General features: G+C 73.2%; 18 protein-coding genes, 1 tRNA gene, 1 pseudogene and 1 riboswitch. Of the genes and pseudogenes, 4 read left to right on the forward strand and 16 right to left on the reverse strand.

Translation table 11 applies throughout. The features are described from left to right. Positions 1-18: 18 nt before the first annotated feature. The 3 genes from ACH4E7_RS19255 to ACH4E7_RS19265 all read right to left on the reverse strand — a co-directional run bounded on the left by ACH4E7_RS19255 (position 19) and on the right by ACH4E7_RS19265 (position 3,751). Positions 19-825, reverse strand: a complete 807-nt coding sequence (locus ACH4E7_RS19255; RefSeq protein WP_396250218.1) for a S16 family serine protease — start codon at positions 823-825, stop codon at positions 19-21. 70 nt (positions 826-895) lie between these two features. Further along, positions 896-1,546 carry a helix-turn-helix domain-containing protein gene (locus ACH4E7_RS19260; RefSeq protein WP_350739323.1) on the reverse strand — a complete coding sequence of 217 codons (651 nt, stop codon included), beginning with the start codon at positions 1,544-1,546 and terminating at the stop codon, positions 896-898. A gap of 372 nt (positions 1,547-1,918) precedes the next feature. After that, positions 1,919-3,751 (reverse strand): DEAD/DEAH box helicase, encoded by a 1,833-nt coding sequence (locus tag ACH4E7_RS19265; RefSeq protein WP_396250265.1) that lies wholly within the window; start codon positions 3,749-3,751, stop codon positions 1,919-1,921. A gap of 289 nt (positions 3,752-4,040) precedes the next feature. On the opposite strand from ACH4E7_RS19265, the gene ACH4E7_RS19270 reads away from it, so the two are divergent. Continuing rightward, positions 4,041-4,472 (forward strand): SsgA family sporulation/cell division regulator, encoded by a 432-nt coding sequence (locus ACH4E7_RS19270; protein ID WP_396250219.1) that lies wholly within the window; start codon positions 4,041-4,043, stop codon positions 4,470-4,472. Positions 4,473-4,573: 101 nt separating this feature from the next. Here the strand turns inward: ACH4E7_RS19270 and ACH4E7_RS19275 are convergent, their stop codons facing one another. From ACH4E7_RS19275 to ACH4E7_RS19285, 3 genes are all read right to left on the reverse strand, one after another. Beyond that, entirely contained in the window at positions 4,574-7,036 is a 2,463-nt protein-coding gene (locus ACH4E7_RS19275; RefSeq protein WP_396250220.1) for a rhomboid family intramembrane serine protease, read from the reverse strand. A gap of 308 nt (positions 7,037-7,344) precedes the next feature. Next, positions 7,345-8,661 carry an alpha/beta hydrolase gene (locus ACH4E7_RS19280; RefSeq protein WP_396250221.1) on the reverse strand — a complete coding sequence of 439 codons (1,317 nt, stop codon included), beginning with the start codon at positions 8,659-8,661 and terminating at the stop codon, positions 7,345-7,347. Further along, positions 8,658-9,302 (reverse strand): class F sortase, encoded by a 645-nt coding sequence (locus ACH4E7_RS19285; protein WP_396250222.1) that lies wholly within the window; start codon positions 9,300-9,302, stop codon positions 8,658-8,660. Before ACH4E7_RS19285 ends, ACH4E7_RS19280 begins: the two co-directional genes overlap by 4 nt. A gap of 405 nt (positions 9,303-9,707) precedes the next feature. Between ACH4E7_RS19285 and ACH4E7_RS19290 the strand changes: the two genes are divergently transcribed. Further along, complete coding sequence (locus ACH4E7_RS19290) at positions 9,708-11,006, forward strand: hypothetical protein (RefSeq protein WP_396250223.1); 1,299 nt, start codon at positions 9,708-9,710, stop codon at positions 11,004-11,006. A gap of 3 nt (positions 11,007-11,009) precedes the next feature. Here the strand turns inward: ACH4E7_RS19290 and ACH4E7_RS19295 are convergent, their stop codons facing one another. Continuing rightward, a complete protein-coding gene (locus tag ACH4E7_RS19295; RefSeq protein ID WP_396250224.1) occupies positions 11,010-12,449 on the reverse strand; it encodes an MFS transporter in 1,440 nt (479 codons plus the stop codon). Positions 12,450-12,533: 84 nt separating this feature from the next. After that, positions 12,534-12,848, reverse strand: a complete 315-nt coding sequence (locus tag ACH4E7_RS19300; RefSeq protein ID WP_396250225.1) for a DMT family transporter — start codon at positions 12,846-12,848, stop codon at positions 12,534-12,536. A gap of 44 nt (positions 12,849-12,892) precedes the next feature. After that, positions 12,893-12,959: riboswitch (guanidine-III (ykkC-III) riboswitch) on the reverse strand. Between the two features lie 83 nt (positions 12,960-13,042). Between ACH4E7_RS19300 and ACH4E7_RS19305 the strand changes: the two genes are divergently transcribed. Next, positions 13,043-13,114 (forward strand) — tRNA-Cys (locus tag ACH4E7_RS19305). Positions 13,115-13,207: 93 nt separating this feature from the next. On the opposite strand, the gene ACH4E7_RS19310 is transcribed toward ACH4E7_RS19305, so the two are convergent. The 6 genes and pseudogenes from ACH4E7_RS19310 to ACH4E7_RS19335 all read right to left on the reverse strand — a co-directional run bounded on the left by ACH4E7_RS19310 (position 13,208) and on the right by ACH4E7_RS19335 (position 20,652). Next, positions 13,208-15,535 (reverse strand): xanthine dehydrogenase family protein molybdopterin-binding subunit, encoded by a 2,328-nt coding sequence (locus ACH4E7_RS19310; RefSeq protein ID WP_396250226.1) that lies wholly within the window; start codon positions 15,533-15,535, stop codon positions 13,208-13,210. A gap of 634 nt (positions 15,536-16,169) precedes the next feature. Further along, positions 16,170-16,680: pseudogene (locus ACH4E7_RS19315) on the reverse strand ((2Fe-2S)-binding protein); the annotation flags it as partial. Positions 16,681-16,751: 71 nt separating this feature from the next. After that, a complete protein-coding gene (locus tag ACH4E7_RS19320) occupies positions 16,752-17,618 on the reverse strand; it encodes an FAD binding domain-containing protein (RefSeq protein ID WP_396250266.1) in 867 nt (288 codons plus the stop codon). 317 nt (positions 17,619-17,935) lie between these two features. After that, a complete protein-coding gene (locus ACH4E7_RS19325) occupies positions 17,936-19,600 on the reverse strand; it encodes a beta-N-acetylhexosaminidase (RefSeq protein ID WP_396250227.1) in 1,665 nt (554 codons plus the stop codon). Positions 19,601-19,708: 108 nt separating this feature from the next. After that, positions 19,709-19,984 carry a DUF3039 domain-containing protein gene (locus ACH4E7_RS19330; RefSeq protein ID WP_153460824.1) on the reverse strand — a complete coding sequence of 92 codons (276 nt, stop codon included), beginning with the start codon at positions 19,982-19,984 and terminating at the stop codon, positions 19,709-19,711. 74 nt (positions 19,985-20,058) lie between these two features. After that, entirely contained in the window at positions 20,059-20,652 is a 594-nt protein-coding gene (locus ACH4E7_RS19335) for a YqgE/AlgH family protein (protein ID WP_396250228.1), read from the reverse strand. A gap of 299 nt (positions 20,653-20,951) precedes the next feature. On the opposite strand from ACH4E7_RS19335, the gene murA reads away from it, so the two are divergent. Beyond that, complete coding sequence (murA, locus tag ACH4E7_RS19340; protein WP_030283988.1) at positions 20,952-22,292, forward strand: UDP-N-acetylglucosamine 1-carboxyvinyltransferase; 1,341 nt, start codon at positions 20,952-20,954, stop codon at positions 22,290-22,292. Positions 22,293-22,364: 72 nt separating this feature from the next. Here the strand turns inward: murA and ACH4E7_RS19345 are convergent, their stop codons facing one another. Next, positions 22,365-22,646: an HU family DNA-binding protein gene (locus ACH4E7_RS19345; protein WP_030059737.1), complete on the reverse strand. Its 282-nt coding sequence runs from the start codon at positions 22,644-22,646 to the stop codon at positions 22,365-22,367. Positions 22,647-23,155: 509 nt separating this feature from the next. Next, the gene (locus tag ACH4E7_RS19350) at positions 23,156-24,628 is read right to left on the reverse strand and encodes an NAD-dependent malic enzyme (protein ID WP_396250229.1); all 1,473 of its coding nucleotides are present in this window, start codon (positions 24,626-24,628) and stop codon (positions 23,156-23,158) included. Positions 24,629-24,802: the final 174 nt, after the last annotated feature.

Consider the following 24,802-nt stretch of genomic DNA (forward strand, 5'->3'; position numbering starts at 1 on the left):
ATCGGCGACGGCGACCGGTCAGCAACTGGGGACGCTGCCCCCGCTCCTGAGCGCCTCCAGCGCCGAGACCGACTCGGCGAGTGTGCCGACCGGCACCAGGCGCAGCGTCTTGGGGGTGTTCACCTTGGCGTCCGCGCACTCCTCCTTGGGCAGCAGGAACACCGTGGCGCCGTCCCGGGCGGCCGCCTGGGTCTTCAGCGGGACGCCGCCGACCGGGCCGACGGTGCCGTCCTTCTCGATGGTGCCGGTGCCGGCGACCTTCAGCCCGCCGGTGAGGTCACCGCCCTTGCCGTCGCCGGCCAGCTTGTCCACGATGCCCAGCGCCAGCATCTGGCCGGCGCTCGGGCCGCCCACGTCGCCCAGGTCGACCTTCACCTTCACCTGGTCCGGCGAGAGGTGGAGGTAGCTGAGCGCGGCCTCGGTGGCGCTGTCCTGCGACTCGGCCATCTGCTGGGCCGTCACCTCCTCGGCCTTGGCCGGGTTGCCCTGCGGGTACACGGTGTCGGTCGGGCGGACCGCCTCCTTGGGGTCGAACCAGGCCTGCAGGGCGCGCCAGAACCTGGTCTTCTGGCCCGGGTTGGTGGCCGAGATGGTGACCATCCGCAGCTCGCCCTCGGTGGTGCGCAGCGGCGCCCCGGTGATGGTGAGCACCGGGCGGTCCTGGTAGGAGCCCAGGGTGTCCGCGGTCAGGCCCGGCCAGGTCAGGGTGTACGGCAACGGGACGAAGGCGGCCACGCCGAACAGCGCGGCGACCAGCACCCCGCAGAGCGCGAGCGCGCGGGTCCGCGGGGCGGAGAGGGCCTTGGGCAGCTTGGTGTCGGACACAAGGGGAATCCAAACACACCCGGCGCCGCTCCGTGGTTCGCCCGCTCGCTGCCGGCCCGGGGCGGAGGCGCTACCTCAGGGCGTCGGCCACCTCGGTGGCCGCCTCCACCACCCGGGGGCCGACCCGCTCGGGCACCAGCCCGTTCAGCATCACCACGCCGACGCTGCCCTCGATGCCGCTCAGCCCGAGCAGCGCGGCGGCTGCCCCGCTGGCGCCGGACTGCTCCTCCGCACGGGTGATGACGAAGCCCTGCTCGGGTCGGCGCTGGCTGGGGAAGCCGCGGGCCTCCAGGATCGCGCGACCGGCCGCGCTCTCGGTGAGCGGGTGGCGCAGTCCGGTCCGGTAGGCGACGTGGAAGTCGGTCCAGCTCGGCTCGACCACGGCGACGGCCAGCGCCTCGTTGCCGTCCACCAGGGTCAGGTGGGCGGTGGCGCCGAGGTCCTCGGCCAGGCTGCGCAGGGCGGGCAGCGCGGCCTCGCGCAGCAGCGGGTGCACCCGGTGCGCCAGCCGCAGCACGCCCAGGCCCACCCGGGCGCGGCCGCCGATGTCGCGACGGACCAGGCCGTGCTGTTCCAGGGTGGCGAGCAGCCGGTAGACCACGGTGCGGTTGACGGCCAGCCGGGCGGCCAGCTCGGTGACGGTGAGCCCGCGCTCGGAGTCGGCGAGGAGCTTGAGGACGCGGACGCCGCGGTCCAGCGTCTGGGAGGTCTCGGCAGTCACGACGGACATTCCTTTCCGCGGCGCTCGCGGGGCGGGCGGCGCCGGGCCGAAAGGCCGGCGTCGCGCGCAGGTGGGGGTGGCCGCGCTCGGGCCGCGCGGCGTCGTCGTTGACGGCCGCGCGGTCCTGCGGAGCCCGTCCCGCGGGGGTTGCCCACCGGAAGAGCGTGGGGGAAAGGTAGTGAAGGAAATGTCGCGGCGGAAGTGGTTGTCCAAAATTCGGGCGTGATCGTCACCAACGCCAGCCGGAATTCCGGACAAACACCCCCAAGTCACCAGGTACAACAGGGCACGAGATCGACCTCGGTCCGATGTCCGGACACACCGGGGCAGACAGGCCCGGGGCGGACAGGCCCGCCCCCGCCCGCCGGACCGTTACTTCGCCCACTCCCGAATGCGGGCGATCCGCGCCTTCAGCTGGTTGGCGGTGGCCTGCGCGGTGAGCGGCCCGCCGCACTGGCGGCGCAGCTCGTTGTGGATGGTGCCGTGCGGCTGGTTGGTGCGGTGGTGCCAGGCGGCCACCAGCGCGTTCAGCTCCTTGCGCAGCTCGCGCAGCTCCTGGTGGGTGACGACCGGCCGCTGCTCGGCCGGCAGCTCCAGCAGGTCGGCCTCCTCGGCGGGCTTGGTCTTGCTGCGCTGGATCTGGCGGTGCTGGCGCTTCTGCAGCAGCATCTGCACCTGGTCCGGCTCCAGCAGGCCCGGGATGCCGAGGTAGTCGTCCTCCTCCTCGCTGCCCGGGTGGGCCTGCATGCCGAATTCCATGGCGTTGTACAGCACCCGGTCGAAGACCGCGTCGGAGCCGAGCGCCTCGTAGGAGAACTCATCGCCGCCCGCGCCGTCCGGCCCGTCGTTGGCCCGCTCGGCCTCGGCGAGCAGTCGGTCCTCCTCGTCGAAGAGGCCGTCGCCCTCCTTCTTCGGCCGGTCCAGCACGTGGTCGCGCTGGAGCTCCATCTCGTTGGCGAAGCCCAGCAGCATCGGGATCGTCGGCAGGAACACCGAGGCCGTCTCGCCGCGCTTGCGGGCGCGCACGAAGCGGCCGACGGCCTGGGCGAAGAACAGCGGGGTGGAGATCGAGGTGGCGTACACCCCGACGCACAGCCGCGGCACGTCGACGCCCTCGGACACCATGCGGACCGCGACCATCCAGCGCGAGGTCCCGGCCGAGTAGTCGGAGATCCGCTTCGAGGCCTCGGTCTCGTCGGAGAGGACCAGGGTGACCTTCTCGCCGCTGATCTCGCGCAGCATCTTGGCGTAGGCGCGGGCCACCGTCTGGTCGGTGGCGATCACCAGTCCGCCGGCGTCCGGGATCGCCTTGCGGACCTCGGACAGCCGCCGGTCGGCGGCCTGCAGCACCGCCGGGATCCACTCGCCCTGCGGGGACAGCGCGGTGCGCCAGGCCTGGGCGATCAGGTCCTTGGTCATCGGCTCGCCGAGCCTGGCCTCCAGCTCGTCGCCGGACTTGGTGCGCCAGCGCATGTTGCCGCTGTAGCTGAGGAAGATCACCGGGCGGACGACGTGGTCGGCGAGCGCGTGCCCGTAGCCGTAGGTGTAGTCGGCGACGGACTTGCGGATGCCGTCGCCGCCCGCCTCGTACGAGACGAACGGGATCGGGTTGGTGTCCGAGCGGAACGGCGTCCCGGTCAGCGCCAGCCGACGGGTGGCGGGCTCGAAGGCCTCGAAGCAGGCCTCGCCCCAGGATTTGGAGTCACCGGCATGGTGGATCTCGTCCATGATCACGAGGGTCTTGCGGGCCTCGGTCCGGTTGCGGTGCAGCATCGGGTTGACCCCGACGCCCGCGTAGGTGACCACGATGCCGTGGTACTCCCGGGACAGCGGTCCGGAGGAGTACGCCGGGTCCAGCTTGATACCTATCCGGGCGGCGGCCTCGGCCCACTGCTTCTTCAGGTGCTCGGTCGGCGCGACCACCGTCACCTGCTGCACCAGGTGGTTGTGCAGCAGGTACGAGGCCAGGGTGAGCGCGAAGGTGGTCTTGCCTGCGCCCGGGGTGGCGACCGCGAGGAAGTCGCGCGGCTGGGTCTCGATGTACTTGTCCAGCGCACCCTGCTGCCAGGCCCGCAGCTTGCCCGCGGTGCCCCAGGGGGCGCGACCGGGGAAGGCCGGGGAGAGGTGGTGCGAGGCGGCGGGCGCAGCGTGGCCGACGGCCCGGACGGGATCTTGCGTCTCCGGTACGTCGGAGAACAGCGGCATCGAGGAGGCGGCGGCAGTACTCACGGTCTCCGAGGGGGGATCATCGCAGGTCAGGGGCGGTTTTGCAGCCCCGTCCCGCGGTCGGGCGGCGATCGGACAACCCGCCCAGCCTACCGGCCCCGCCACCGTTCGGCCGCTTCGACCCGAGTCGGCGCGGGGCCGGGGCGGCCGGAAATCGACGTGACGATGGTCACATCGAAATCCCGTCGGAGGCGCGTAATGGCAGGCCGCCCCACCGCTCTCACCGGTGTAAGGCCGCCCCACCCCGACCGCCCGGAGGAACCCCGCCATGCAGCACGCCGCCGTCGAAGAGACCGTCCAGGCCCACCTGATCCTCTCCCCGCACCGCTCCGCCCGGCTGCGCGTGGTGCTGTCCTACCTGCCGGAGGACCCGTTCGCGGTGCGGATGGCCTTTCCCGCCGAGTTCTCGCTGGACGAGGTCACGGACGACCAGGGCGCCGAGGACATCGTCTGGGTCTTCGCCCGCCAGTTGCTCTCGGCCGGCCTGGAGCTGGCGGCCGGCGTCGGCGACGTCCACGTCCGGCCCGCGACCGGCCGGCGCACCATGGTGGAGCTGCGGGCCCCGGAGGGCACCGCGCTGCTCCGGTTCGACACCACCGACCTGCGGCGTTTCCTGTGGCGCAGCCGACTGCTCGTCGCCGAGGGCGAGGAGCACCTGCACCTGGACGCCGACCGCGCGCTCGCCCAGCTGCTCGGCTGACCGCCGGACGGAGTCCGGGAGCGCCCCCGGGCTTCCGGCCGTCAGAACCGGCCACCACGGCGGCCGGCACGACCGGTCCCCGGTCCGGGGCCCGGGAAGGGCTAGCCCGACAGCTTGCGCATCAGCCGCACGCCCTGCCCCGCCGTCAGGTGCGGCAGGTAGGCCTTGCCGATCGCCCTGGTGATGCCGGGCAGCGCGGCCGGGTCGGGGTAGGCCATGTACATCGGCCGGTACTCCGGCTGGAACTTCGCCTTGAACGCGAGCAGCGAGCGGAAGCCGTACACCGGTTCCAGCACCTTGCCCATCCAGTCCAGCATCCGCTGCAGCCCGGTGGGCTCCTCGTCCTGCCCGGTGCGGGCCAGCGGCGCGCCCGACAGCGACAGGAAGCGCGCGCCCTCGCCCTTGAAGCCGAGCGCGGCCGAGGCGATCAGGAACTCGTTGACGCCGCGGAAGCCGTCCGAGCGCCGCCGCATGAAGTCCAGCGTCCAGCCGACCGGCACGCCGTTCTCGTACACCGGCATCCAGCTGGTCAGCCCGTGCACCGTGCGCTGCTCGTCCACCGCGATCAGCACCCGTACGTCCGGGTCGTCCAGCTCCTCCAGCCCGCCGAGGGTGAAGCCCATCTCGGGCAGGCCCTTCTCGGAGACCCACTCCTCGGAGATCGCCCGGATCTGCTCGCGCAGCGCGATCGGCGCCTCGTGGTACGCCCACCACTCGGCGGTGATGCCCTGCTTGCCGGCCTTGTTGAGGGCGGTGCGGATGTCCTGCCACTTGCGGCCGGTGAAGGCCAGCTCGGGCAGCGGCACCACGGTGTCCTCGGCGACCTGCACCGAGCGCCAGCCCAGCTGGGCGGCGGCGGCCCTGGTCTCGGCGGAGACGCTGTAGAAGCACGGCGTCCAGCCGCGGGCGTCGCAGTGCCGGGCGAAGCCGGCCACCGCCCGCGCCCGCGCGTCCGGCGCGCCGAACGGGTCGCCGGTGGTCAGCGCCACGGTGCCCACCAGCCGGTAGGCGACGGCGGCGCGGCCCTGCTCGTCGAACCAGTAGTGGTTGCCGTCCCAGGTCGTGATGAAGGACAGCGTCCCGCCGCCGTGCGCGCTGAGCAGCGCCCGGGCCCGGGCGGCGGCCGCCGCGTCGGTGTGCAGTACCGGACGGCGGAAGACGGACAGCAGCGCGCACAGCGTGACCACCCAGAACGCCAGCCCGCAGTACGTCTCCAGGAACAGCGCCACCGGCCCGACCGCGATCGGGTAGTCCGGCGTCAGGTCGTTGTACGCGGGCGGCAGGAACTGGGCCGGCAGTCCGTGCATCAGCCGGCGGACGGTCGCCCCCGGCTCGAACTGGTGGGCCACCAGGCGCCCGAGCCCCACGTAGGCGGCCGAGGAGACCAGCGCGGCCCCACCGACCACCACGGCCAGCCGACGCACCGCCCGGCCGGACAGCCGTACCCGGAACCGCTGCCGGGTGGCCAGCAGCAGACCGGTGGTCAGCAGCGGCAGCAGCATCGCCTCGACGAAGTACTGCACCACGTCCCCGCTGACCGGCCCGGTGTCCAGGTACAGCCAGGCCAGCAGCGCCACCCAGAGCAGCTCGGCGACGACGGTGATCCGCCAGGCGAACCGCAGCCCCCGGCGCAGCCCCTCGGCGAGCACCAGCAGCAGCGCCGGGAACAGTGCGGCCATCAGCCGCCCCGGGGTGTCGAAGATCCGCTCGACGGCGTGCGCCCGGGCGCAGTCGTGGGCCGACATCGCGCAGAAGTCGGCCACCTCCTCCGGGCTGAGCCGGTGCGAGAAGTACAGCTCGGAGAAGGTGTTGAACGGCCCGCTGGCGTTGTCGTACAGCGAGGCGATCAGCGGCCCGAAGGCGGCGGCGACCAGGCAGAGCGCGACCAGCACCCGGGTCTCGGTGTGCGAGGAACGGGGGGTGCGCAGGTACGGCCGGCCCCGGCTGAGCAGGGCACCGGCGCCCAGTCCGACCAGCGCGGCGGCGCAGCGCTGGACGCTCTGCAGGTGGCCGACGTACAGCGTCATGACCAACGGGACGAGCAGCACCAGCAGGTGCAGCCGGCGGCGCCAGAGCACGGTGAGCCGGTAGCCGAGCACCCCGGCCAGGGCGAACAGGCCGACGCCGGGCCCGACCGAGATCTGGTCGGCCACCGAGCCGGTCCACTGCTCCCCCACCGCGGAGCCGAACTCGACCAGCCCGGCGCCCAGCAGGGTGCCGGCCACCTGCCCGCCGACCAGCACCGCGAGGGTGCGCAGTCGGCCGAGCCGCCGCTCGGCGGCCGGGCCGACCAGGAGCAACAGCAGGCTGGTGAAGACGTACGCGCCGATGCCCGAGCACCACAGCATCGAGGTGACCGGCGTCCACCAGCGGCCCTCGGCGAGCGTAGGCAGGCCGACGCCGGCACGGCCGAGCAGCCGCTCGGACGGCCCGGTGGCCAGGCTCCCGGCGGCCGCGCCGAGCGTCCAGAGCCCGGCCAGCAGCGCCAGGGTCAGCGGCGCCGCGCGCAGCCGGTCGCGGAGCACCCGGGCCGCCCGCCGCACCCGCTGCGGGCGCGGCTCCACCGTCCGGGTGACCGGCCCGAGGTCGGCGCCGCGGTCGTGCTCGGCGGTCGGGGCCGCCGGGGCCGCCGGGGGCCGTCCGGCGGATGTCGTCGGATCGGACCGCGGCGTCCGAGTGGGTGCACCGCACGGCGGAGGATGGGGGCCCCTCCCAGCCGCCGGGCCGGGTGAGAGTCCGTGCGGTGGGGGCACCTCCCGGCCTCCGAGCTGGGGGACATCGGCGACTGGCGACAACGCGGCGAGGTGCGCTTGCGCCCTGGGGGTACCGCCCGGCCGAAGGCCGGGGGAGCGTCGCGGCCGCTTCAGGCGGGTCACCGGATCAGTCCGGTCTGCTGGGCGAGCCAGGGCAGGTTCTGCTCGAAGGCCTGGCGGAACACCACCCAGCTGTGCTGGCCGGGGATGGTCTGGTAGCCGACCTTCATCCCGGCCGCCTGGGCCGCCGCGTACACCTTCTCCTGGCCCGGCCGGTACCACTGGTCGTTGGCGCCGACCACGAACATGCCGGCGGTGTCGGGGAACCGCTTGCGGGCCATCAGGTGCAGCGGGTCGACGGCGGCGAACGCGTTCTCGTCGCCGTCGAAGGCCTTGGACACGGTCTCGTCGTGGCTGCCCAGGGTCGGTTCCTCCTGACCGGAGACGTCCAGGAAGGTGCCGTACACGTCCGGCCGGTTGAGGGCCAGTTGGAGCGAGCAGGTCCCGCCGAGCGAGATCCCGCCGATGGCGAGCGAGCCGCGGCCGGTGGCGGTCTGCAGGTTTCGGTGGATCCAGTCCGGGATGTCGTCGGCCAGGTAGGTCTGCGACTTGGCGATCTTCGAATCCACGCAGAGCGGGTTGGCGAACTGACCGCCGGTCTCGTCGGCGACCACCACGATCGGCGCCAGGCCCTGGTGCTCGGCGGCGAAGGCGTCCAGGGTGTCCCGGATGCCGCCGGAGTTGACCCAGTCCTCCGGGGCGCCGGGCTGGCCGGGCAGCAGCACCACGACCGGCAGCAGCGGCCGGGGGTTGGCCCGGTAGGCGGGCGGCAGGTAGACGTAGCCGGGCCGGGCGGAGAAGCCGGACTTGGTACCGGGGATGGTCACGGTGGAAAGAGTGCCCTTGTCGGGCAGACCGGGCGACGCGTGCCAGAGCTCGGCGAGCGGCCGGTCGGGCGCGCCCCGGACGACGGCGGTCGCGCGACCCTCGGTCAGTTCGTCGGTCCGCGGCGCCAGCATGGACCGGGCGGTCGGGTACTGGTCGAAGCCCCGGTTGATCTGCGAGGCGGCCATCACCACCACCAGGGCGGCGCCGCCGGCCGCCAGCAGCCTGCGGCGGTTGGACAGCAGCGACACCCGGAAGCAGAGCAGGGATATGCCGAACAGTGCGACGGCTATCCAGCGCATCACGAAGTCCGGCGTGCCCTCGGGGAAGGGGCGCCACCAACTGTCGACGGCGACCTTCACCAGGGCGGTCAGCGCTGCGCCCGCGAGCAGGGCGCCGAGCATGCGCGGGGCGCGCCAGCGCTCGTGCCGGGACAGGGCCAGCAGTGCGAGCGCCGCCCAGCCGACGGCGAGCACGGCGTACGGGACCGGGCCGTGGGTGAGCGGCCAGTCGATCGGGTTCCAGCGGGAGGCGAGGGTGAGCGTGGTCATGCGGCTTCGCCCGGAGGAGTGGTGTCGGCCAGGAATCCGTAGGCCACGACGTTGCCCTCGTAGCCGTGTTCCTCGCTGTACGCGCCGCCGCAGGTGATCACCCGCAGCTGCGCGTCGGCGGCCTGGCGGTAGACCCGGTCGTCCGGGAAGTCCTTTCGGTCGTGCACTTCGATGGCGTACAGCTGGTAGACGGCGGTGGCTCCGTCCACCCGGGCGATCTCGACCCGGTCGCCCCGACGGAGCGATCCGAGATGGTAGAAGACGGCCGGCCCGGCCTTGTTGTCGACGTGCCCCGCCAGGATGGCGGTGCCGCGCTGGCCCGGGGTGGCGCCGCCGCGGTACCAGCCCGCGAGGTTGCGGTCCGCCTCGGGCGGGGCCTGCAGGTGGCCGTCGGGGTCCAGGCCGAGTTCGGTGACGGGGGCGTCCAGGCGGACGGCCGGGATGCGGACCCGGGTCGGGGCGGACGGGCCGAGCGGCGGGACGACGGAGACCGGCGCGAGGCCGGACAGCGCCTGCCCGGCCTGCGGGGCGGGCGGCAGCACGGGCGCGCCGCCGCCGTGCAGCAGCCAGGCGCCGAGCACCAGCGCGGCGCCCGCCGCCAGGGTGCCCGGCCAGGGGCTCCTGTTCTGCTGGACGCCCATGGGCGCTCCCCTCTGCCGACCGGAATCCCGCTTTCTGGGAGTTTCCTGGGAACTCATTCAATCGGATCGGACCCTAAGGCACGTCCCCACGACGGTCGTATCCGCACCCGCCGATCGGCAGGGTCGCAGCCCCCATCCGTGCGCCGAGTGGGGGTTCCGGCACCGAGCGTGACGGGCCCGGTCCGCGAGCGGGCGCGGTGGAACGACCCGTCGAACAGCACCGACGCCCCGGTCCTCCGGTTCGGTTGCGTCAATCGGGCGATCGATTACGACCGATCGATGCGCCTCTGAGACCGTTTCAGCCCGCATGCCATGCTGACCCGATCACGGGTTCTATCGCTCCTCCAGTCCGACCGGACTTCCGCACGCTGTACGCCTGCCGAACGCCTCATGAACGGAGTGACCATGGACGCTCTCTCCCGCCGGACCCTGTTGGCCGCCGGAGCGGCCACCGTCGCAGCCCTGGCAGCCGGCTGCGGCAGCGACCGGTCCGGCGGCGGAGAGCACACGTCGGGCGGAGCCGCCCAGGCCGCCCCGACGGACGGCAGGCAGAGCCCCACCCCGGCCGCGGTCCCGCAGAAGCCGCAGGCCGTACTGATCGGCGACGGCTCCACCTCCGACACCGGCGCCCAGCCGCACCAGCCCGTCCCCGAGAGGCTCCGGCCCGGCCGGCGCCCGCCGCAGTTCGTGGTCTTCTCCTGGGACGGCGCCGGCGAGCTCGACAACGGCCTGTTCGGCCGCTTCCGCCGGCTGGCCCAGGAGCACAACGCCTCGATGACCTTCTTCCTCAGCGGCCTCTACCTGCTGCCGGAGTCCAAGAAGGACCAGTACCGTCCGCCGCAGCACGAGGCCGGCGCCTCCGAGATCGGCTACCTGAGCGACCAGCACATCCGCGTCACCCTGCAGAACGTGCGCGCCGCCTGGCTGGAGGGCCACGAGATCGGCACCCACTTCAACGGGCACTTCTGCGGCGCCACCGGCGTCGGCAACTGGTCCCCCGAGGAGTGGGACAGCGAGACCCAGCAGGCGATGGACTTCGTGATGAACTGGCGCACCAACACCGGCTTCACCGACCTGCCGGCGCTGCCCTTCGACTACCGCAAGGAGCTGATCGGCAGCCGCACCCCCTGCCTGGAGGGCCGGCGCAACCTGCTGCCCACCGCGGTCAAGCGCGGCTGGCGCTACGACAGCAGCGGCAACGGCACCCAGGTGTGGCCGCAGAAGATCCAGGGCGGCGAGCTGTGGGACCTCCCGCTGCAGGCCATCCCCTTCCCCGGGCACACCTTCCAGGTGCTGTCGATGGACTACAACATCATGTACAACCAGTGCGGCCCCAACACCAAGGCCGACCCGGCGCTCCACCCGGGCTTCCAGGCCCAGGCCCGGGACGCCTACCTGATGGGCTTCGACCGCACGTACAACGGCAACCGGGCGCCGTACATCATCGGCAACCACTTCGAGGAGTGGAACGGCGGCATCTACATGAACGCCGTCGAGGACACGCTCAAGGCCATCGCGGGCAAGCCGGAGGTCCGGCTGGTCTCCTTCCGCCAGCTGGTGGACTGGCTGGACGCCCAGGAGCCGGCGGTGCTGCGCAAACTGCAGAGCCTCGCCCCGGGCCAGTCCCCGGCCGGCGGCTGGGAGAACTTCCTCGGCGCCCCGGCCGCGGCGCCGCCGGCCACCTCCCCCGCCGCCGTGGGCTGACCGTCAGGCGCGGCTGCGGACCCGGCCGGAGAGCAGCGCCCCCACCAGCGCCACCCCGGCCATCACCAGCAGGATCACCGCGAAGGCGCCGGGCGAGCCGGCGGCCCCGGCGCCCTCGTGGGCGGCGGCGAGCGAGCCACCGCCCAGCGCCGCGAACAGCACCCCCGCCAGGCCCGTCAGCAGCACGTTGCCCAGCGCGTCGCTCATCTGCAGGGCGGCCGAGTTGGCCCCGGCGTCCTCCGGCGCGGAGAGCTTCATCATCAGCACGCTGACGCTCGCGACCGTCAGCCCCATCCCGATGCCGCCGACGCCCCAGGCCACCGAGGCCACCCAGGCCGGCACCGCCGGGACCAGCACCAGCGCGGCCCCCGCGATCGCCACCGAGGTCAGCACGAAGCCGCCCCGGATCATCGCCTCGCGGTAGCGCTCGGCCCCCGGCCGCCCCTGCAGCCAGGAGCCCAGGGCCCAGGTGAGCCCGCCGCTGGTCAGGGTCAGTCCGGACAGCGTCGGCGAGAGGTCGCGCTGGGTGGTCATCATCAGCGGGACGAAGGCCTCGGCCCCGAGGAACGCCCCGGCCGCCAGTCCGCGCAGCAGGATGACGGTCGGCAGTCCGCGCCCGGCCCGCAGGGTCCGCTCGGGCAGCAGCCCCAGGACGGCCGGCACCAGCAGCGCCGCCCCGGCGATCCCGGGGAGCAGCCCGACCAGGTCGCGCCGCTGCCCCGCGTACTGCAGCAGGCCGGCGCCGACCGCGGCCATCGCGGCCAGCAGGGTGCGGCGGCGGTCGAAGTCCGCGCCCTTGAGCACCGGGTGCTCCCGTTCGGACCGGGCCAGCGCCGGGCCCATCACGGCCAGCGGCAGCAGGATCAGCACCGGCACCGCCAGGAACACCCAGCGCCAGCCGAGGTGCTGGGTGACGGTCCCGGAGACCAGCGGCCCGATGATCGAGGGCAGCACCCAGGCCGAGGAGAAGGCCGCGAACACCGCCGGCCGCAGCCGCTCCGGGTAGGCCCGGCCGACCACCACGTACAGCGCGACGATCACCAGCCCGCCGCCCAGGCCCTGGATCGCCCGCCCGGCCACGAACACCCACATGCCGGGCGCCGTCCCGGCCACCACCAGGCCCATGCCGAACACCGCGATGCCGGTGAACAGCGGCTGCAGCGGCCCGCGCCGGTCGCACCACTGACCGGAGACGACCAGCGCGAACAGCGTGGTGGTGAAGTAGCCGGAGAAGGCGAAGGCGTACAGCCCGAGGCCGTTCAGCTGGCGGGCCGCGGTCGGCATCGCGGTGTTGACGGCGGTCGCCTCGAAGGCGATCACCAGGACCACCGACACGATCCCCAGCGTCAGCGCGCGGTAGCGGCCGCCGAGGACCCCGCCACCGGGGTCGGTTCCGTCGGGTATGGAGGTGGAGTCGACGGAGGTGGGGGAGGCAGTGCTCATACATCACATCGTAAGAGCCGTCCGCCTCGGTGACCCCTGACCCGAGTCGGTGATCTCCTGGGTCCCTGGACGTAGGACCGGGGCTCAGTGCAGCACCTTGAGCCCCACCACGCCGGAGACGATCAGCAGCAGGCAGCCGATCCGGGCCGCGGTCGCCGGGTCCCCCAGGGCGGCCATGCCGTAGAGCGCGGTGCCGACCGCGCCGATGCCGACCCAGACCGCGTACCCGGTGCCGATCGGGATGGTGCGCATCGCGTACGCCAGCCCGCCCATGCTGAACAGCAGGGCGACGCCGAACACGAGGCCGGGAACGAGGCGGGAGAAGCCCTTGGACGATTCCAGGGCCACCGCCCAGACGGTCTCCAGGAGACCCGAGACGATCAGAACGAGCCAAGCCATGACGGCCGTACCTCCGCAGTCCACAGCGGCCGGATTGCCGCTGAACTGCGTCGTCTTGTCGTCACCGGGTACGACGCGCTCGTCCGGAGTGGCGGGAAAAACAGCCACTGCCTTCGACGGTAGCACACATTGCCATACAGAATTTACAAAACTTCATTGACCCCATTCCCGCGCTCCGCCATCCTGAATTCACTGGCCGTGTGCCCGAGTGGCTCAGGGGACCGTCTGCAAAGCGGTGAACGCGGGTTCAATTCCCGCCACGGCCTCGTAAAGGGGAATTGCCGGTCGACTTCGAAAGTCGATCGGCAATTCCGCATTCCGCTTTTCTGTTTTTCGCTCAGGCCACGCCCGGGCCACGCTCAGGCCGTGACCGCGTCCTCCGCGCGGATCGGCAGCCGGCCGACCGGCAGGCCGGTGGCGGCCCGGACGGCGGCAGCGACGGCCGCCGGGGCGACCACCGCGGGGACGGCGCTGACCGCCTTGGCGCCGAAGGTGGCGACCACGTCCCGCTCCTCCAGCAGCGCGGCGATCCGCACCTCCGGGGTGTCCAGCGAGGTGGGCAGCCGGTAGCCGGTGAGCGAGGGGTTGCGCAGCACCCCGCCCTCCGTGCACAGGTCCTCCATCAGCGCCAGGCCCACGCCCTGGGCCACGCCCGCCTCGATCCGGTCCTCGATCTGCCGCGGGTTGAGCGCCCGGCCGACGTCCTGGGCGACGGTCATCTCGACCACCCGGACGGCCCCCAGATCGATGTCCACGTCCACCACCGCGCGCATCGCGCAGAAGGAGATGGAGACGAAGGCGTCGCCCTGACCGGACTCGTCCAATGGCTCGGTCGGGTGCGGGCGGCACTGCGCGGTCGCCCAGAGCTCCTTGCCCTCCAGCGCCTCGGCGACCGGCATGCCGAGCACCCCGTCGTAGGAGGTGATCTTGCCGTCGGCGATCTGCAGCAGCTCCACGGACATCCCGAAGTTGGCCGCGATCGGCTGCAGCAGCTGATGGCGGACCATCAGCGCGGCCCGCTCGACCGCGCCGCCGGAGACCCAGGTGTGCCGGCCCCGGGCGGAGGGCCCGGCGATCGACTGGTCGCTGTCGGCGGGCGCGATGTAGACCTCGCTGACGCCCAGCACGGTCTGCACGATCTGCCGGGCCAGCGTGGCGAAGCCCTGTCCGGCGTCGACGGCCGCGCAGATCACCGTGGCGTGGTCGCCGCTGACCCGCACGGTGGCGGTGGAGACCTCGTCCTCGCCCTCGGCGCCGAGCATGTGCACCATGCCGACGGCGTAGCCGATGCCGCGGCGCACCGCCGCCGGGTCCCCGGCACCGCCGGGCCCGCCGGGCAGCAGCCACTCGGCGTCCGGGTCGTCCACCGGCAGGGCCGGCAGCGGCTCGGCCGACACCGCGTCCAGCAGCGCCTTCACCGGCGCCGGGCAGGTGACGGCCTGCCCGGTCGGCATCGGGTCGCCGGTGGACATCGCGTTGCGGCGGCGGATCTCCACCGGGTCCACGCCCACCCGGGCGGCCAGCTGGTCCAGCTGGGCCTCGTACGCGAAGCAGGCCTGCAGCGCGCCCTCGCCGCGCATCCGCCCGGCCGGCGGGTTGTTGGTGCGCACCGCCCAGGCGTCCACGAACACGTTCGGGCAGACGTACGGGCCGACCGAGAAGGCCGTCGCGGCGGCCAGCGCCTCGGCGGAGACGTCCGCGTAGGCGCCGCCGTCCAGCAGGATCTGCGCCTCGACCTTCACCAGGTTGCCCTCGGCGTCGGCGTGGTGGCGGTAGCGCAGGAGCGCGGGGTGGCGCGAGGCGTGGGTGTGGAAGGACTCCTCGCGGGTCAGCGTCATCTTCACCGGGCGGCCGGTGCGCAGCGCCAACAGCGCCAGGGTGACCTGGAAGCCGAGGTCCTCGCGGTCGGTGGTGGCGCCGGGCACGCCGGTGACCACCAGTCGGACCCGGTCGGGCTCCAGGCCCAGACAGGCGGCGGTGCGGTCGCGGTCGCCGTGCGGGTCGGTGGAGGACAGGTGCAGCTCGACGCCGCCGTCCGGGCGCGGTACGGCCAGCCCGGCCTCGGCGCCGAGCGGGGCCGGGTCCTGCCGACCGACCTGGTAGAGGCCCTCGACGATGATCTCGCCCACCGCGTCCGGGTCCCCGGTGCGCAGCGGCAGGTGGCGGAACAGGTTGCCGTCCGGGTGCAGCGGCGGCGCGGTGAAGGCCTGCTCGGGGTCGGTCACGGCCTCCAGCGGCTCGTAGTCGACCGCGATCAGGCCGACCGCCAGCCGGGCGGTGTCCGGGTGGTCGGCGGCGACCGCGGCGACCGGCTCGCCGTGGTGGCGCACCACGCCGGCGGCCAGGACCGGCCGGTCGGCGACGATCGGGCCGGCCGGGGCGCCGTCCGGGGTGCCGTCCGGACCGGGCGGCAGGTCCTCGGCGGTGACCACGGCGTGCACGCCGGGCAGGGCGAGCGCGGCCGAGGTGTCGATGCCGCGGATCCGGGCGTGCGGGTGCGGCGAACGCAGCACCGCGCCCCAGAGCAGCCCCTCGGCCCACAGGTCGGCCGCGTACGGGTAGATGCCGAGCGCCTTGGGCAGCGCGTCGCTGCGCAGCGGGGAGCTGCCCAGGCCGAACGGCTCCGGCGCGCCGCCCTCGCCGCCGTCCTGCTGGATTGCTGCGCCGATGTCGGTAGGCGACGTCATGATGCGTGGTCGTCCTCGGGGAGGCGGATGCCGTGGGCGGGGGTGGCGGTGTACGGGACGCCGGCCGGGGCACCGTGCGGGTCGGCGTACGGGGTGTCGTGCGGGGGCGTGCCGTCGTAGACGGCGGCGGGCAGCGGGGTGCCGTGCGCGGGGGTGGGCTCGTAGACGGCGGCGGGCAGCGGGGTGCCGTGCGCGGGGGTGGGCTCGTAGACCGGGGCGTCGTAGCCGGTGTCGTAGCCGTGCTGCGGCTGGTGGCCGTCCGGGTAGCCGGCCGGCACGTAGGTGCCGTGCGCGGGGGTGGCCTGGTAGGTCTGCTCGGGGTAGCCCTGCGGCGGGTAGTAGACCTGGTCGTCGGAGGCCTGGGCGGGGATGCCCGGGTGCATCGCGGTCAGCGCGGAGGTGTCGTACACGCCGGTGTCGTAGCCGCCGTCGCCGTACCCGGGGTCGGGCACGACCTGGCCGGGCGCCGACTCCGGGACCGGCTGCGGGGTGTGCTCGATCCAGGCCTCGGCGTCGGTGTAGACCGGCGGCTCGACGATCGGCTCCGGCTCGACGGCGGCGGGTTGCCCGACCGACGCCTCGGCCGACACCTCGACCGGGGTCTCCACGGCGGGCGGCTCGGCGACGGCCTCCTCGGCGGCGGCCGCGGCGGCCTCCTCCGCTTCCTCGGCCTCCAGCGCGCGGGCGTCCGCGACGGTCTGGACGGCGGCCAGCACGCCGCGGTAGCCGGTGCAGCGGCAGAGGTTGCCGCACAGCGCCTGCCGGGCCTCGACCTCGGTGGGCCGGTGGTTGCGCTGGAGCAGGTCGTGCACGGCCATCGCCATGCCGGGGGTGCAGTAGCCGCACTGGACGGCGCCGGAGGCGGCCAGCGCCTGCTGGACGTCGCTCGCGCCGCCGCCGGCCGACAGGCCCTCGACGGTGTTGATCTCGCTGTCGGCGGCCAGCGCGGCGGGCACCAGGCAGCCGGCCACCAGCTGGCCGTCCACCTGCACCGAGCAGGCGCCGCACTCGCCCTGCTCGCAGCCGTCCTTGGCGCCGGCCAGGCCGAGCCGCTCGCGCAGCACGTAGAGCAGGCTCTCACCGATCCAGGCGTCGGTGACGGGTCGTTCGAAACCGTTGACCCGCAGCGTGTAGGAGGCGCACGGGCGCAGCTCGCGGGTGACCTGCGGGGTGAGGCCGAGCGGGTCGGCGTCGAGGGTCTCGATGGGGTCTGTGGTCACTTCAGCGCCCTTCCCAGTGCCCGTCGGGCCAGCACCGCTACGGTACGCCGCAGCCGAACGGCGGCCGCGGTCGGCCCCTCGGTCACGGCCTCCCAGGCACCCTCGGCGCCGTAGTTGTCGGGGACGCAGGCGGCGGCCACGTACTCACCGAAGGCGGCGGTGGCGGCCGGGTCGATCTCCCGGCTGCCGTCCCAGTCGATGCAGCCGGCCACCCAGGCCTCGGCCTCCAGCGGGCGCAGCGGCACCGGGGCGACGGCTCCGACGGCGCAGCGCACGGCGCGCCGGGCCGGGTCGAGGACGAGCGCGACGGAGGCGGTGGCGCGGGCCGGGCCGCTGCGTCCGGTGGCCTTGAGGAAGACCTGCGGCGCGTGCAGCAGCGGGACCCGCACCCAGGTGAGCAGTTCACCCGGGCGCACCGGGTCGAGGCCGGTGAGCAGGTGACTGACCGGCACCTCGCGGCTGGCGCCGGCCCGGGCCAGGGTGACGCTGGCCTCCAGCGCGGCGAGCACCGGGAGGGTGTCGCCGGCCGGGGCGGCGGTGACAATGTTGCCGCCGAGGGTGCCGACGTTGCGGACCTGCGGCGGGCCGGCGGTGCGGGCGGCGTCGGCGAGCGCGGGGATGAGCGCGGCGAAGTCGGGGCGGTCCATCCGGGCGTGGGTGAGTCCGGCGCCGAGGACGGCGGTGCCGCCGTCCTCGTAGCGCCAGCCGCGCAGTTCGGTGATCCGGCCGAGGCCGACCAGGGCGGCGGGGCGCAGCCGTCCGGCGTTGACGGCCTCCATGAGGTCGGTGGCCCCGGCCACCGGTACCGCGGCCGGGGCGGCGGCCAGCGCGTCGACGGCCTCGTCGAGCGAGGCCGGCAGCATGATCGTCCGGTTCACCTGGGTCCCACCGTGCTCCACTTGCTCATCGATCGCTCGCCGCCCGCGGCCCTGGCCGTGCTGTCCGCGTCAGCAGCCCGGCCTGGCCCGTAGGGTACGGGCGATCGGGCCGGGTTGGGCAACTCTGGCACACAATGCTCGATGATCATTTCGGGACCGGTGAACGGGACTGCCCGTTTGGGGCGGATACCGGGCGGTATCTGCCCCGACCCGGACCGGGCCTGGGCAGATGTTCATCTGTTCTTGACGTCAGATGACCACCCATAAGTTCCCGCACTCCCCACTTCGCGACGGCGCGCCGATCACCGCACCGGCGGCGGTCCGTCGATCGGCCGGCCGGCCACTCCCGGCCGGCGCTGCCAGGGGTGCGGGCCGTCGGCCGGGCGGTACTCCACGCCGAGCGCGTCCAGCACCCCGAGGTGGACGGCCAGCCGCCGCTCGAAGCCCGCGAAGTCGCGTTCGGTCGGCTCGACGGGCAGGTCGGACCAGGCGACCTCGGCGAAGGCGACCAGCCGGGGGAAGGCGCGGTAGTCGATGTCCCGGGCGCTGTCCGTGAACTCGCTCCACAGGTTGGCCTGGGTGCCGATGACGCGCCGGGCGGCGGCCCCGTCCAGCTGCTTCGGCACCGGTTCGAAGCGGTAGACGTCCTCCAGGGTGCGCACGAAGCCGATCGGGATCGGCTCCTCCGGACCGTCCGCCTGCCGGTGGTCGAAGTAGACGTGCTGCTCGGGGCACATCACCACGTCGTGCCCGGCCCGCGCGGCCGCGATCCCGCCGCCGAAGCCGCGCCAGGAGGAGACCACCGCGCGTGACCGCCCCCACGCCTCCGGGCGCTCGGCACCCGCGCCCTTCGGGGTGGTGGCGATGGCCAGGCCACCCTCCAGGATCTCGTCCCAGCCGATCAGTCGGCGGCCGCGCTCGGCCAGCCAGCGGTCGAAGTGCCGGATCAGATGGCTCTGCAGCTCGTCCTCGTCGGCCAGGCCCAGCTCGCGGATCCGGGCCTGCACGGCGGCGCTGTCCTTCCACTGCTCCTTGGGGCACTCGTCGCCGCCGAGGTGGATGAACTCGGACGGGAACAGCTCCAGGACCTCCTCCAGTACCCCCTCGAAGAAGCGCAGGGTCTCCTCGGAGGCGTTGAGCACGTTGTGGCTCACCCCCCAGTCCGTCCAGACGCCGAGCGCGGCGGTGTCCACCACGTCGGTGTTGCCCAGCTCGGGGTAGGCGGCGACGGCGGCCTGGGTGTGGCCGGGCAGGTCGATCTCCGGGACGACGGTGATCCCGCGCGCGGCCGCGTACGCGACGATCTCGCGCAGGTCGTCCTGGGTGTAGAAACCGCCGTGCGGGCGGTCGTCGCGTCGCCGACCGGCGCGGTGGCCGACCATCGAGCGCTCCCGCCAGGCGCCGCGTCCGGTCAGCCTCGGGTAGCGCTTGATCTCCACCCGCCACCCCTGGTCGTCGGTCAGGTGCAGGTGCAGCACGTTGAGCTTGTGCACCGCCAGCAGGTCGACGAAGCGCAGCACGTCGGACTTGGGCAGGAAGTGCCGGGCCACGTCCAGCAGCACGCCGCGCCAGCCGAACCGGGGGGCGTCCGCGATGTCCGCGCCGGGCAGCACCCAGCCCTCGCGGCGCAGCGGGGAGCGCCGGTAGGCGTCCGGCCCGAGCAGCTGCCGCAGGGTCTGGGCGGCCCACAGCGCACCGGCCGGGCCGCCCGCGGCGAGCCGGGCGTGGCCGGGGCGCACCGCGATCCGGTACGCCTCGGCGGCCAGCCGGTCGTCCCGCACCAGCTCGACCCCCGCGCCCGGCCGGCCCGGGCCGAACGGCAGCCCGGTGGCGGCGGACAGCGCGCCGCGCAGCCAGCGCTCGGCGTCGGCCAGCCCGGGCGGGGCGGTCAGCGTGGTCGCGGCATCGAGCGGGAAGTCCTCGTCCGGGCGGCGGACGGCACTCGAAGGTGCGGGAATGAGGTCCATTCCGACATCCTGCCCACGCCCGGAACGATTGGCATAGACCTCTGCGGAAGCGCGGTGCCCTGCGAAACGGCGTCGCACGGCGTGCGCCGGAACCGGGGCGGCCGGGGACTACTTGTCGCCGTCGCCGCCCTGCGGCTTGCCGATGCCGTCGTAGATCTCCTTGCACATCGGGCAGACCGGGTACTTCTTCGGGTCGCGCCCGGGCACCCACACCTTGCCGCAGAGCGCGACCACCGGGGACCCGGAGAGCGCGCTCTCCATGATCTTGTCCTTCTGGACGTAGTGCGCGAAGCGCTCGTGGTCGCCGTCCCCGTTGGACACCTGCGGGACGGGCTCGACCAGGGTGCCGGTGCCGAGGCCGCGCTCGGGCTCAAGAGTGCTCATAGGTGACAAGTCTATGGGCGCCTCCGGAAACCGGGCCAGTGTCGCGCGGACGGGCCCGCACATCCGTACGGAGTTCAGTTCAGCATCGGGTCGTCCGGGTAGGTCGCCAGCAGCGCCAGCGGCCCGCGCTGGCGGCGCAGCACCGAGCGCCACAGCCGCTCCGGCTCGGGGCTGGAGATGTCGCCGGGCTCACAGTCCACCAGGCACCAGGCGCCGCTCTCCAGCTCGGCCTCCAGCTGGCCCGGCGACCAGCCGGCGTACCCGGCGAAGATCCGCAGGCTCCCCAGTTCGCCGGCCAGCACCTCGGGCGGCGCCTCCAGGTCCACCAGGCCGATCGCGCCGTGCACCCGCCGCCAGCCCAGCGGCTCGCCGGTGCCCGGCTCCCCCGGCGCGACGGCCAGGCCCAGCGCCGAGTCCAGCGCCACCGGCCCGCCCTGGAACACCACCGCCGGCTGCCCGACGAGTCTGCCCCAGCCGTCCAGCACACTGCCCACCTCGACCGGCGTCGGCCGGTTGAGGACCACACCGAGCGCCCCCTCGGCGTCGTGGTCGAGGAGGAGCACCACCGCCCGCGCGAAGTTCGGATCGGTGAGCAGGGGCGTCGCGACGAGCAGACGGCCGGTGTGGGACCGGCCTCCGTGCGAATGGGCCGCCGTCATGCCACACATGATCCCGCAGAACGGCACCGGTCGGACACCGCAACACCCGAAACCCCGCCACGCCGAACGAACACCCGTACGGCCGCATCGGCGGGCGGGAGGGACCGGGGAGAGAGCACCATCACGGGAGAGGCTCACGGGAACCATCGGGACGCCTACTACCATCTACGGATGGTGGACGCCCCTCTACGGTGCCGACTCGGATTCTCCGGGGGCCCGAGCGCGCCCGTACGCCCGAACCACCGGTCCACCAGTGGCTCCGAACCGGAGCCCGTCCCACTCCTCTGGCACCCCGGATTGCGAGAACGATGACCGACGACGTCCTGCTGGTCCACGGCGGAAACCCGCTCGAAGGCGAGATCCGCGTCCGCGGTGCGAAGAACCTGGTCCCCAAGGCCATGGTCGCCGCCCTCCTCGGCCAGGGCCCCAGCAGACTGCGCAACGTCCCGGACATCCGCGACGTCAAGGTGGTCCGCGGCCTGCTGCAGCTGCACGGTGTGACCGTGCGCACCGGTGACGAGGACGGCGAGCTGATCCTCGACCCCTCGCACGTCGAGAGCGCCAATGTGGCCGACATCGACGCGCACGCCGGCTCCTCGCGGATCCCGATCCTGTTCTGCGGCCCGCTGCTGCACCGCCTCGGCCACGCCTTCATCCCGGGCCTGGGCGGCTGCGACATCGGCGGCCGCCCGGTCGACTTCCACTTCGAGGTGCTGCGCCAGTTCGGCGCCACGATCGAGAAGCACCCGCAGGGCACCTACCTGGTCGCCCCGCAGCGGCTGCGCGGCACCAAGATCGAGCTGCCCTACCCCTCGGTCGGCGCGACCGAGCAGGTGCTGCTCACCGCCGTCCTCGCCGAGGGCGTCACCGAGCTGCGCAACGCGGCCATCGAGCCGGAGATCGTCGACCTGATCTGCGTGCTGCAGAAGATGGGCGCGATCATCACCCTGGGCACCGACCGCACCATCCTGATCACCGGTGTGGACGAGCTGGGCGGCTACACCCACCGTGCCCTGCCGGACCGCCTGGAGGCCGCCTCCTGGGCCTGCGCTGCGCTCGCCACCAAGGGCGACATCTACGTCCGCGGCGCCCGCCAGCTGGAGATGATGACCTTCCTCAACACCTTCCGGAAGGTCGGCGGCGCCTTCGAGGTGGACGACGAGGGCATCCGCTTCTGGCACCCGGGCGGCGAGCTCAAGGCGATCGCCCTGGAGACCGACGTGCACCCGGGCTTCCAGACCGACTGGCAGCAGCCGCTGGTGGTCGCGCTGACCCAGGCCACCGGGCTCTCCATCGTGCACGAGACGGTGTACGAGTCGCGCCTGGGCTTCACCGGCGCGCTCAACCAGATGGGCGCGCACATCCAGCTGTACCGCGAGTGCCTTGGCGGCACCCCGTGCCGCTTCGGCGCGCGCAACTTCCTGCACTCCGCGGTCGTCTCCGGCCCGTCCAAGCTGATCGGCGCCGAGCTGGTCATCCCGGACCTGCGCGGCGGCTTCTCGTACCTGATCGCGGCGCTGGCGGCCGAGGGCACCTCGACCGTGCACGGCATCGACCTGATCAACCGCGGCTACGAGAACTTCATGGAGAAGCTGCGCGACCTGGGCGCCCACGTGGAGCTGCCCAGCGAGCAACTGGTCGACGCCTGACGACCGGGCCGTACGGCGAGAGGCCGGGCTCCCCGCTGGGGAGCCCGGCCTCTCGGGCGTTCAAGGGGTGGTTCAGGCGCCCTTGGCGGCTTCCTTCAGCTTGGAGCCGGCGCTCACCTTGGCGCTGTAGCCGGCCGCGATCTGGATCGGCTCACCGGTCTGCGGGTTGCGGGCGGTGCGGGCAGCGCGGTGGGTGCGCTCGAAGGTCAGGAAACCGGGGATGGTGACCTTCTCGTCGCCCTTGGCGACGACCTCGCCGACGATCTCGGCGAAGGCGGCCAGAACGGCGTCGGCGTCCTTGCGGGTCACCTCGGCGCGCTCGGACAGCGCGGCCACCAGCTCACTGCGGTTCATGTGTACTCCTGTGGTCTGTTCGCTTGCGGTGTGCGGGGGCCCATCGGTGCTCCCACCGGGGGGCACCCGGATGGGCCGCAGGTCCGCACACTGTGCTCATGCAGGCAATGCGTGGTCGCGGGCCGGGTCCGCACCCGATGCCGCACGCCGGAGCCGTCGAAGGCCCGCCCGCTTGCCTGGGAACGAATCCTGCCCCGACCGGCCCCGAGAAAGCCAATCGGGCCCCGGCCGGGCCACCCGAACAACGCCCGCCCGTTGGAGGTGTGACGCTCCGTCGGCTCCGGCGGACCGGGCGCGGGCGGCGGTCGGGACGACTCGCCGGAAGACCAGGGGGACGTTCCGTACTTGTCGGACACGCCTGCCCCGTGCAGGGCTACCGTACGCCCTAGGACTGACAAGCCCAAACACGCCCCTCGCCCTTGTGTCGCAAGGGTTCGGGGCGCGCTCGGGCGACTATGGCCGCTAATCGGACATTTGGCCGATCGACGACACGTCGTCGGGCCGGACCGTCAGAGCTTGACGGTGGGGAAGGCGGAGGTGTCGAGGGTGCCGACCATGCCGGGGGTCGGGCGGGCCGGGACCGGGGCCTCCTGGGCGCCGGCCAGGGCCGCCTCGCGCACCGCGGAAGCGACGGTCTTGGCGACGTCCTTGTGGAAGACGCTCGGGATGATGTAGTTGGCGTTCAGCTCGTCGTCGGCCACGGTGGTGGCCAGCGCCCGGGCGGCGGCGATCATCATCTCGGTGTTGACCGTACGGCTCTGGGCGTCCAGCAGGCCGCGGAAGACGCCCGGGAAGACCAGCACGTTGTTGATCTGGTTCGGGAAGTCGCTGCGGCCGGTGGCGACCACGGCGGCGGTCTGGCGGGCGACGTTCGGGTCGACCTCCGGGTCCGGGTTGGCCAGCGCGAAGACGATCGCGTCCTCGGCCATGGTGGCCAGGTCGTCGCCGTCCAGCACGTTCGGGGCCGAGACGCCGATGAAGACGTCGGCGCCCGCCACGGCCTCCTTGAGGCTGCCGGTGCGGGCCGAGCGGTTGGTGTGCTCGGCGATCCAGCGCAGGCTGTCGTTGAGGTCCTCACGGCCCTGGTGGACCACACCGTGAACGTCCGCCACGGTGGCGTGCTCGACACCGGCCGCCAGCAGCAGCTTGAGGATCGCGGTACCGGCGGCGCCGGCGCCCGACATCACCACGCGGATGTCGCCGATCTCCTTGCCGACCACCTTCAGCGCGTTGGTGAGGGCGGCCAGCACCACGATCGCGGTGCCGTGCTGGTCGTCGTGGAAGACCGGGATGTCCAGGGCCTCGCGCAGCCGGGCCTCGATCTCGAAGCAGCGCGGCGCGGAGATGTCCTCCAGGTTGATGCCGGCGAAGCCCGGGGCGATCGCCTTGACGATGGCCACGATCTCGTCGGTGTCCTGGGTGTCCAGGCAGATCGGCCAGGCGTCGATCCCGGCGAAGCGCTTGAACAGGGCCGCCTTGCCCTCCATGACGGGCAGCGCGGCCGCCGGGCCGATGTTGCCGAGGCCCAGCACCGCCGAGCCGTCGGTGACCACCGCGACGCTGTTGCGCTTGATGGTGAGACGGCGGGCGTCCTCGGGGTTCTCGGCGATCGCCATGCAGACCCGGGCGACACCCGGGGTGTAGATCATGGACAGGTCGTCACGGTTGCGGATCGGCAGCTTCGAGGACATCTCGATCTTGCCGCCGAGGTGCATCAGGAAGGTGCGGTCCGAGACCTTGCCGATCGACACGCCGTCGATCGCCCGCAGCTTCTCGACGATCTCCTCGCCGTGCGCGACCGAGGTGGCCGCCACGGTCACGTCGATCCGCAGCGCCTCCAGGCCGGACGCGGTGACGTCGAGGCCGGTCACCGATCCACCGGAGGACTCCACGGCCGTGGTGATCGCGCTGACCGCGTTGCCGCGGGCCGGGACCTCCAGTCGCACCGTGATCGAGTTGGAGACACTGGGCACCGTCGCCATCGACGCTTCCTTCTTCCGTCTGTCCCGCAGGCTCAACATTTTGTTGAAGGCATCGCCTGCGCATGCTAGACCTCGATCGTCGCACCTACCAAGGGGTAGCCAGAAATAACGTTCATTGAGTGTGCGGATCCGACAACCCCGACCCGCCGCCCGAGGTCTTTCCCCGTCCACTCC

This window comes from Kitasatospora sp. NPDC018058 (genome assembly GCF_044327205.1).
Taxonomy (GTDB): domain Bacteria; phylum Actinomycetota; class Actinomycetes; order Streptomycetales; family Streptomycetaceae; genus Kitasatospora.

Bases quoted from the DNA above. Each gene is read 5' to 3' on its own strand.
- ACH4E7_RS19265 (WP_396250265.1), bottom strand. From the start codon at position 3,751: ATGCCGCTGTTCTCCGACGTACCGGAGACGCAAGATCCCGTCCGGGCC.
- ACH4E7_RS19270 (WP_396250219.1), top strand. From the start codon at position 4,041: ATGCAGCACGCCGCCGTCGAAGAGACCGTCCAGGCCCACCTGATCCTC.
- ACH4E7_RS19280 (WP_396250221.1), bottom strand. From the start codon at position 8,661: ATGACCACGCTCACCCTCGCCTCCCGCTGGAACCCGATCGACTGGCCG.
- ACH4E7_RS19285 (WP_396250222.1), bottom strand. From the start codon at position 9,302: ATGGGCGTCCAGCAGAACAGGAGCCCCTGGCCGGGCACCCTGGCGGCG.
- ACH4E7_RS19290 (WP_396250223.1), top strand. From the start codon at position 9,708: ATGGACGCTCTCTCCCGCCGGACCCTGTTGGCCGCCGGAGCGGCCACC.
- ACH4E7_RS19295 (WP_396250224.1), bottom strand. From the start codon at position 12,449: ATGAGCACTGCCTCCCCCACCTCCGTCGACTCCACCTCCATACCCGAC.
- ACH4E7_RS19300 (WP_396250225.1), bottom strand. From the start codon at position 12,848: ATGGCTTGGCTCGTTCTGATCGTCTCGGGTCTCCTGGAGACCGTCTGG.
- ACH4E7_RS19310 (WP_396250226.1), bottom strand. From the start codon at position 15,535: ATGACGTCGCCTACCGACATCGGCGCAGCAATCCAGCAGGACGGCGGC.
- ACH4E7_RS19320 (WP_396250266.1), bottom strand. From the start codon at position 17,618: ATGCTGCCGGCCTCGCTCGACGAGGCCGTCGACGCGCTGGCCGCCGCC.
- ACH4E7_RS19325 (WP_396250227.1), bottom strand. From the start codon at position 19,600: ATGGACCTCATTCCCGCACCTTCGAGTGCCGTCCGCCGCCCGGACGAG.
- ACH4E7_RS19330 (WP_153460824.1), bottom strand. From the start codon at position 19,984: ATGAGCACTCTTGAGCCCGAGCGCGGCCTCGGCACCGGCACCCTGGTC.
- ACH4E7_RS19335 (WP_396250228.1), bottom strand. From the start codon at position 20,652: ATGTGTGGCATGACGGCGGCCCATTCGCACGGAGGCCGGTCCCACACC.
- murA (WP_030283988.1), top strand. From the start codon at position 20,952: ATGACCGACGACGTCCTGCTGGTCCACGGCGGAAACCCGCTCGAAGGC.
- ACH4E7_RS19345 (WP_030059737.1), bottom strand. From the start codon at position 22,646: ATGAACCGCAGTGAGCTGGTGGCCGCGCTGTCCGAGCGCGCCGAGGTG.
- ACH4E7_RS19350 (WP_396250229.1), bottom strand. From the start codon at position 24,628: ATGGCGACGGTGCCCAGTGTCTCCAACTCGATCACGGTGCGACTGGAG.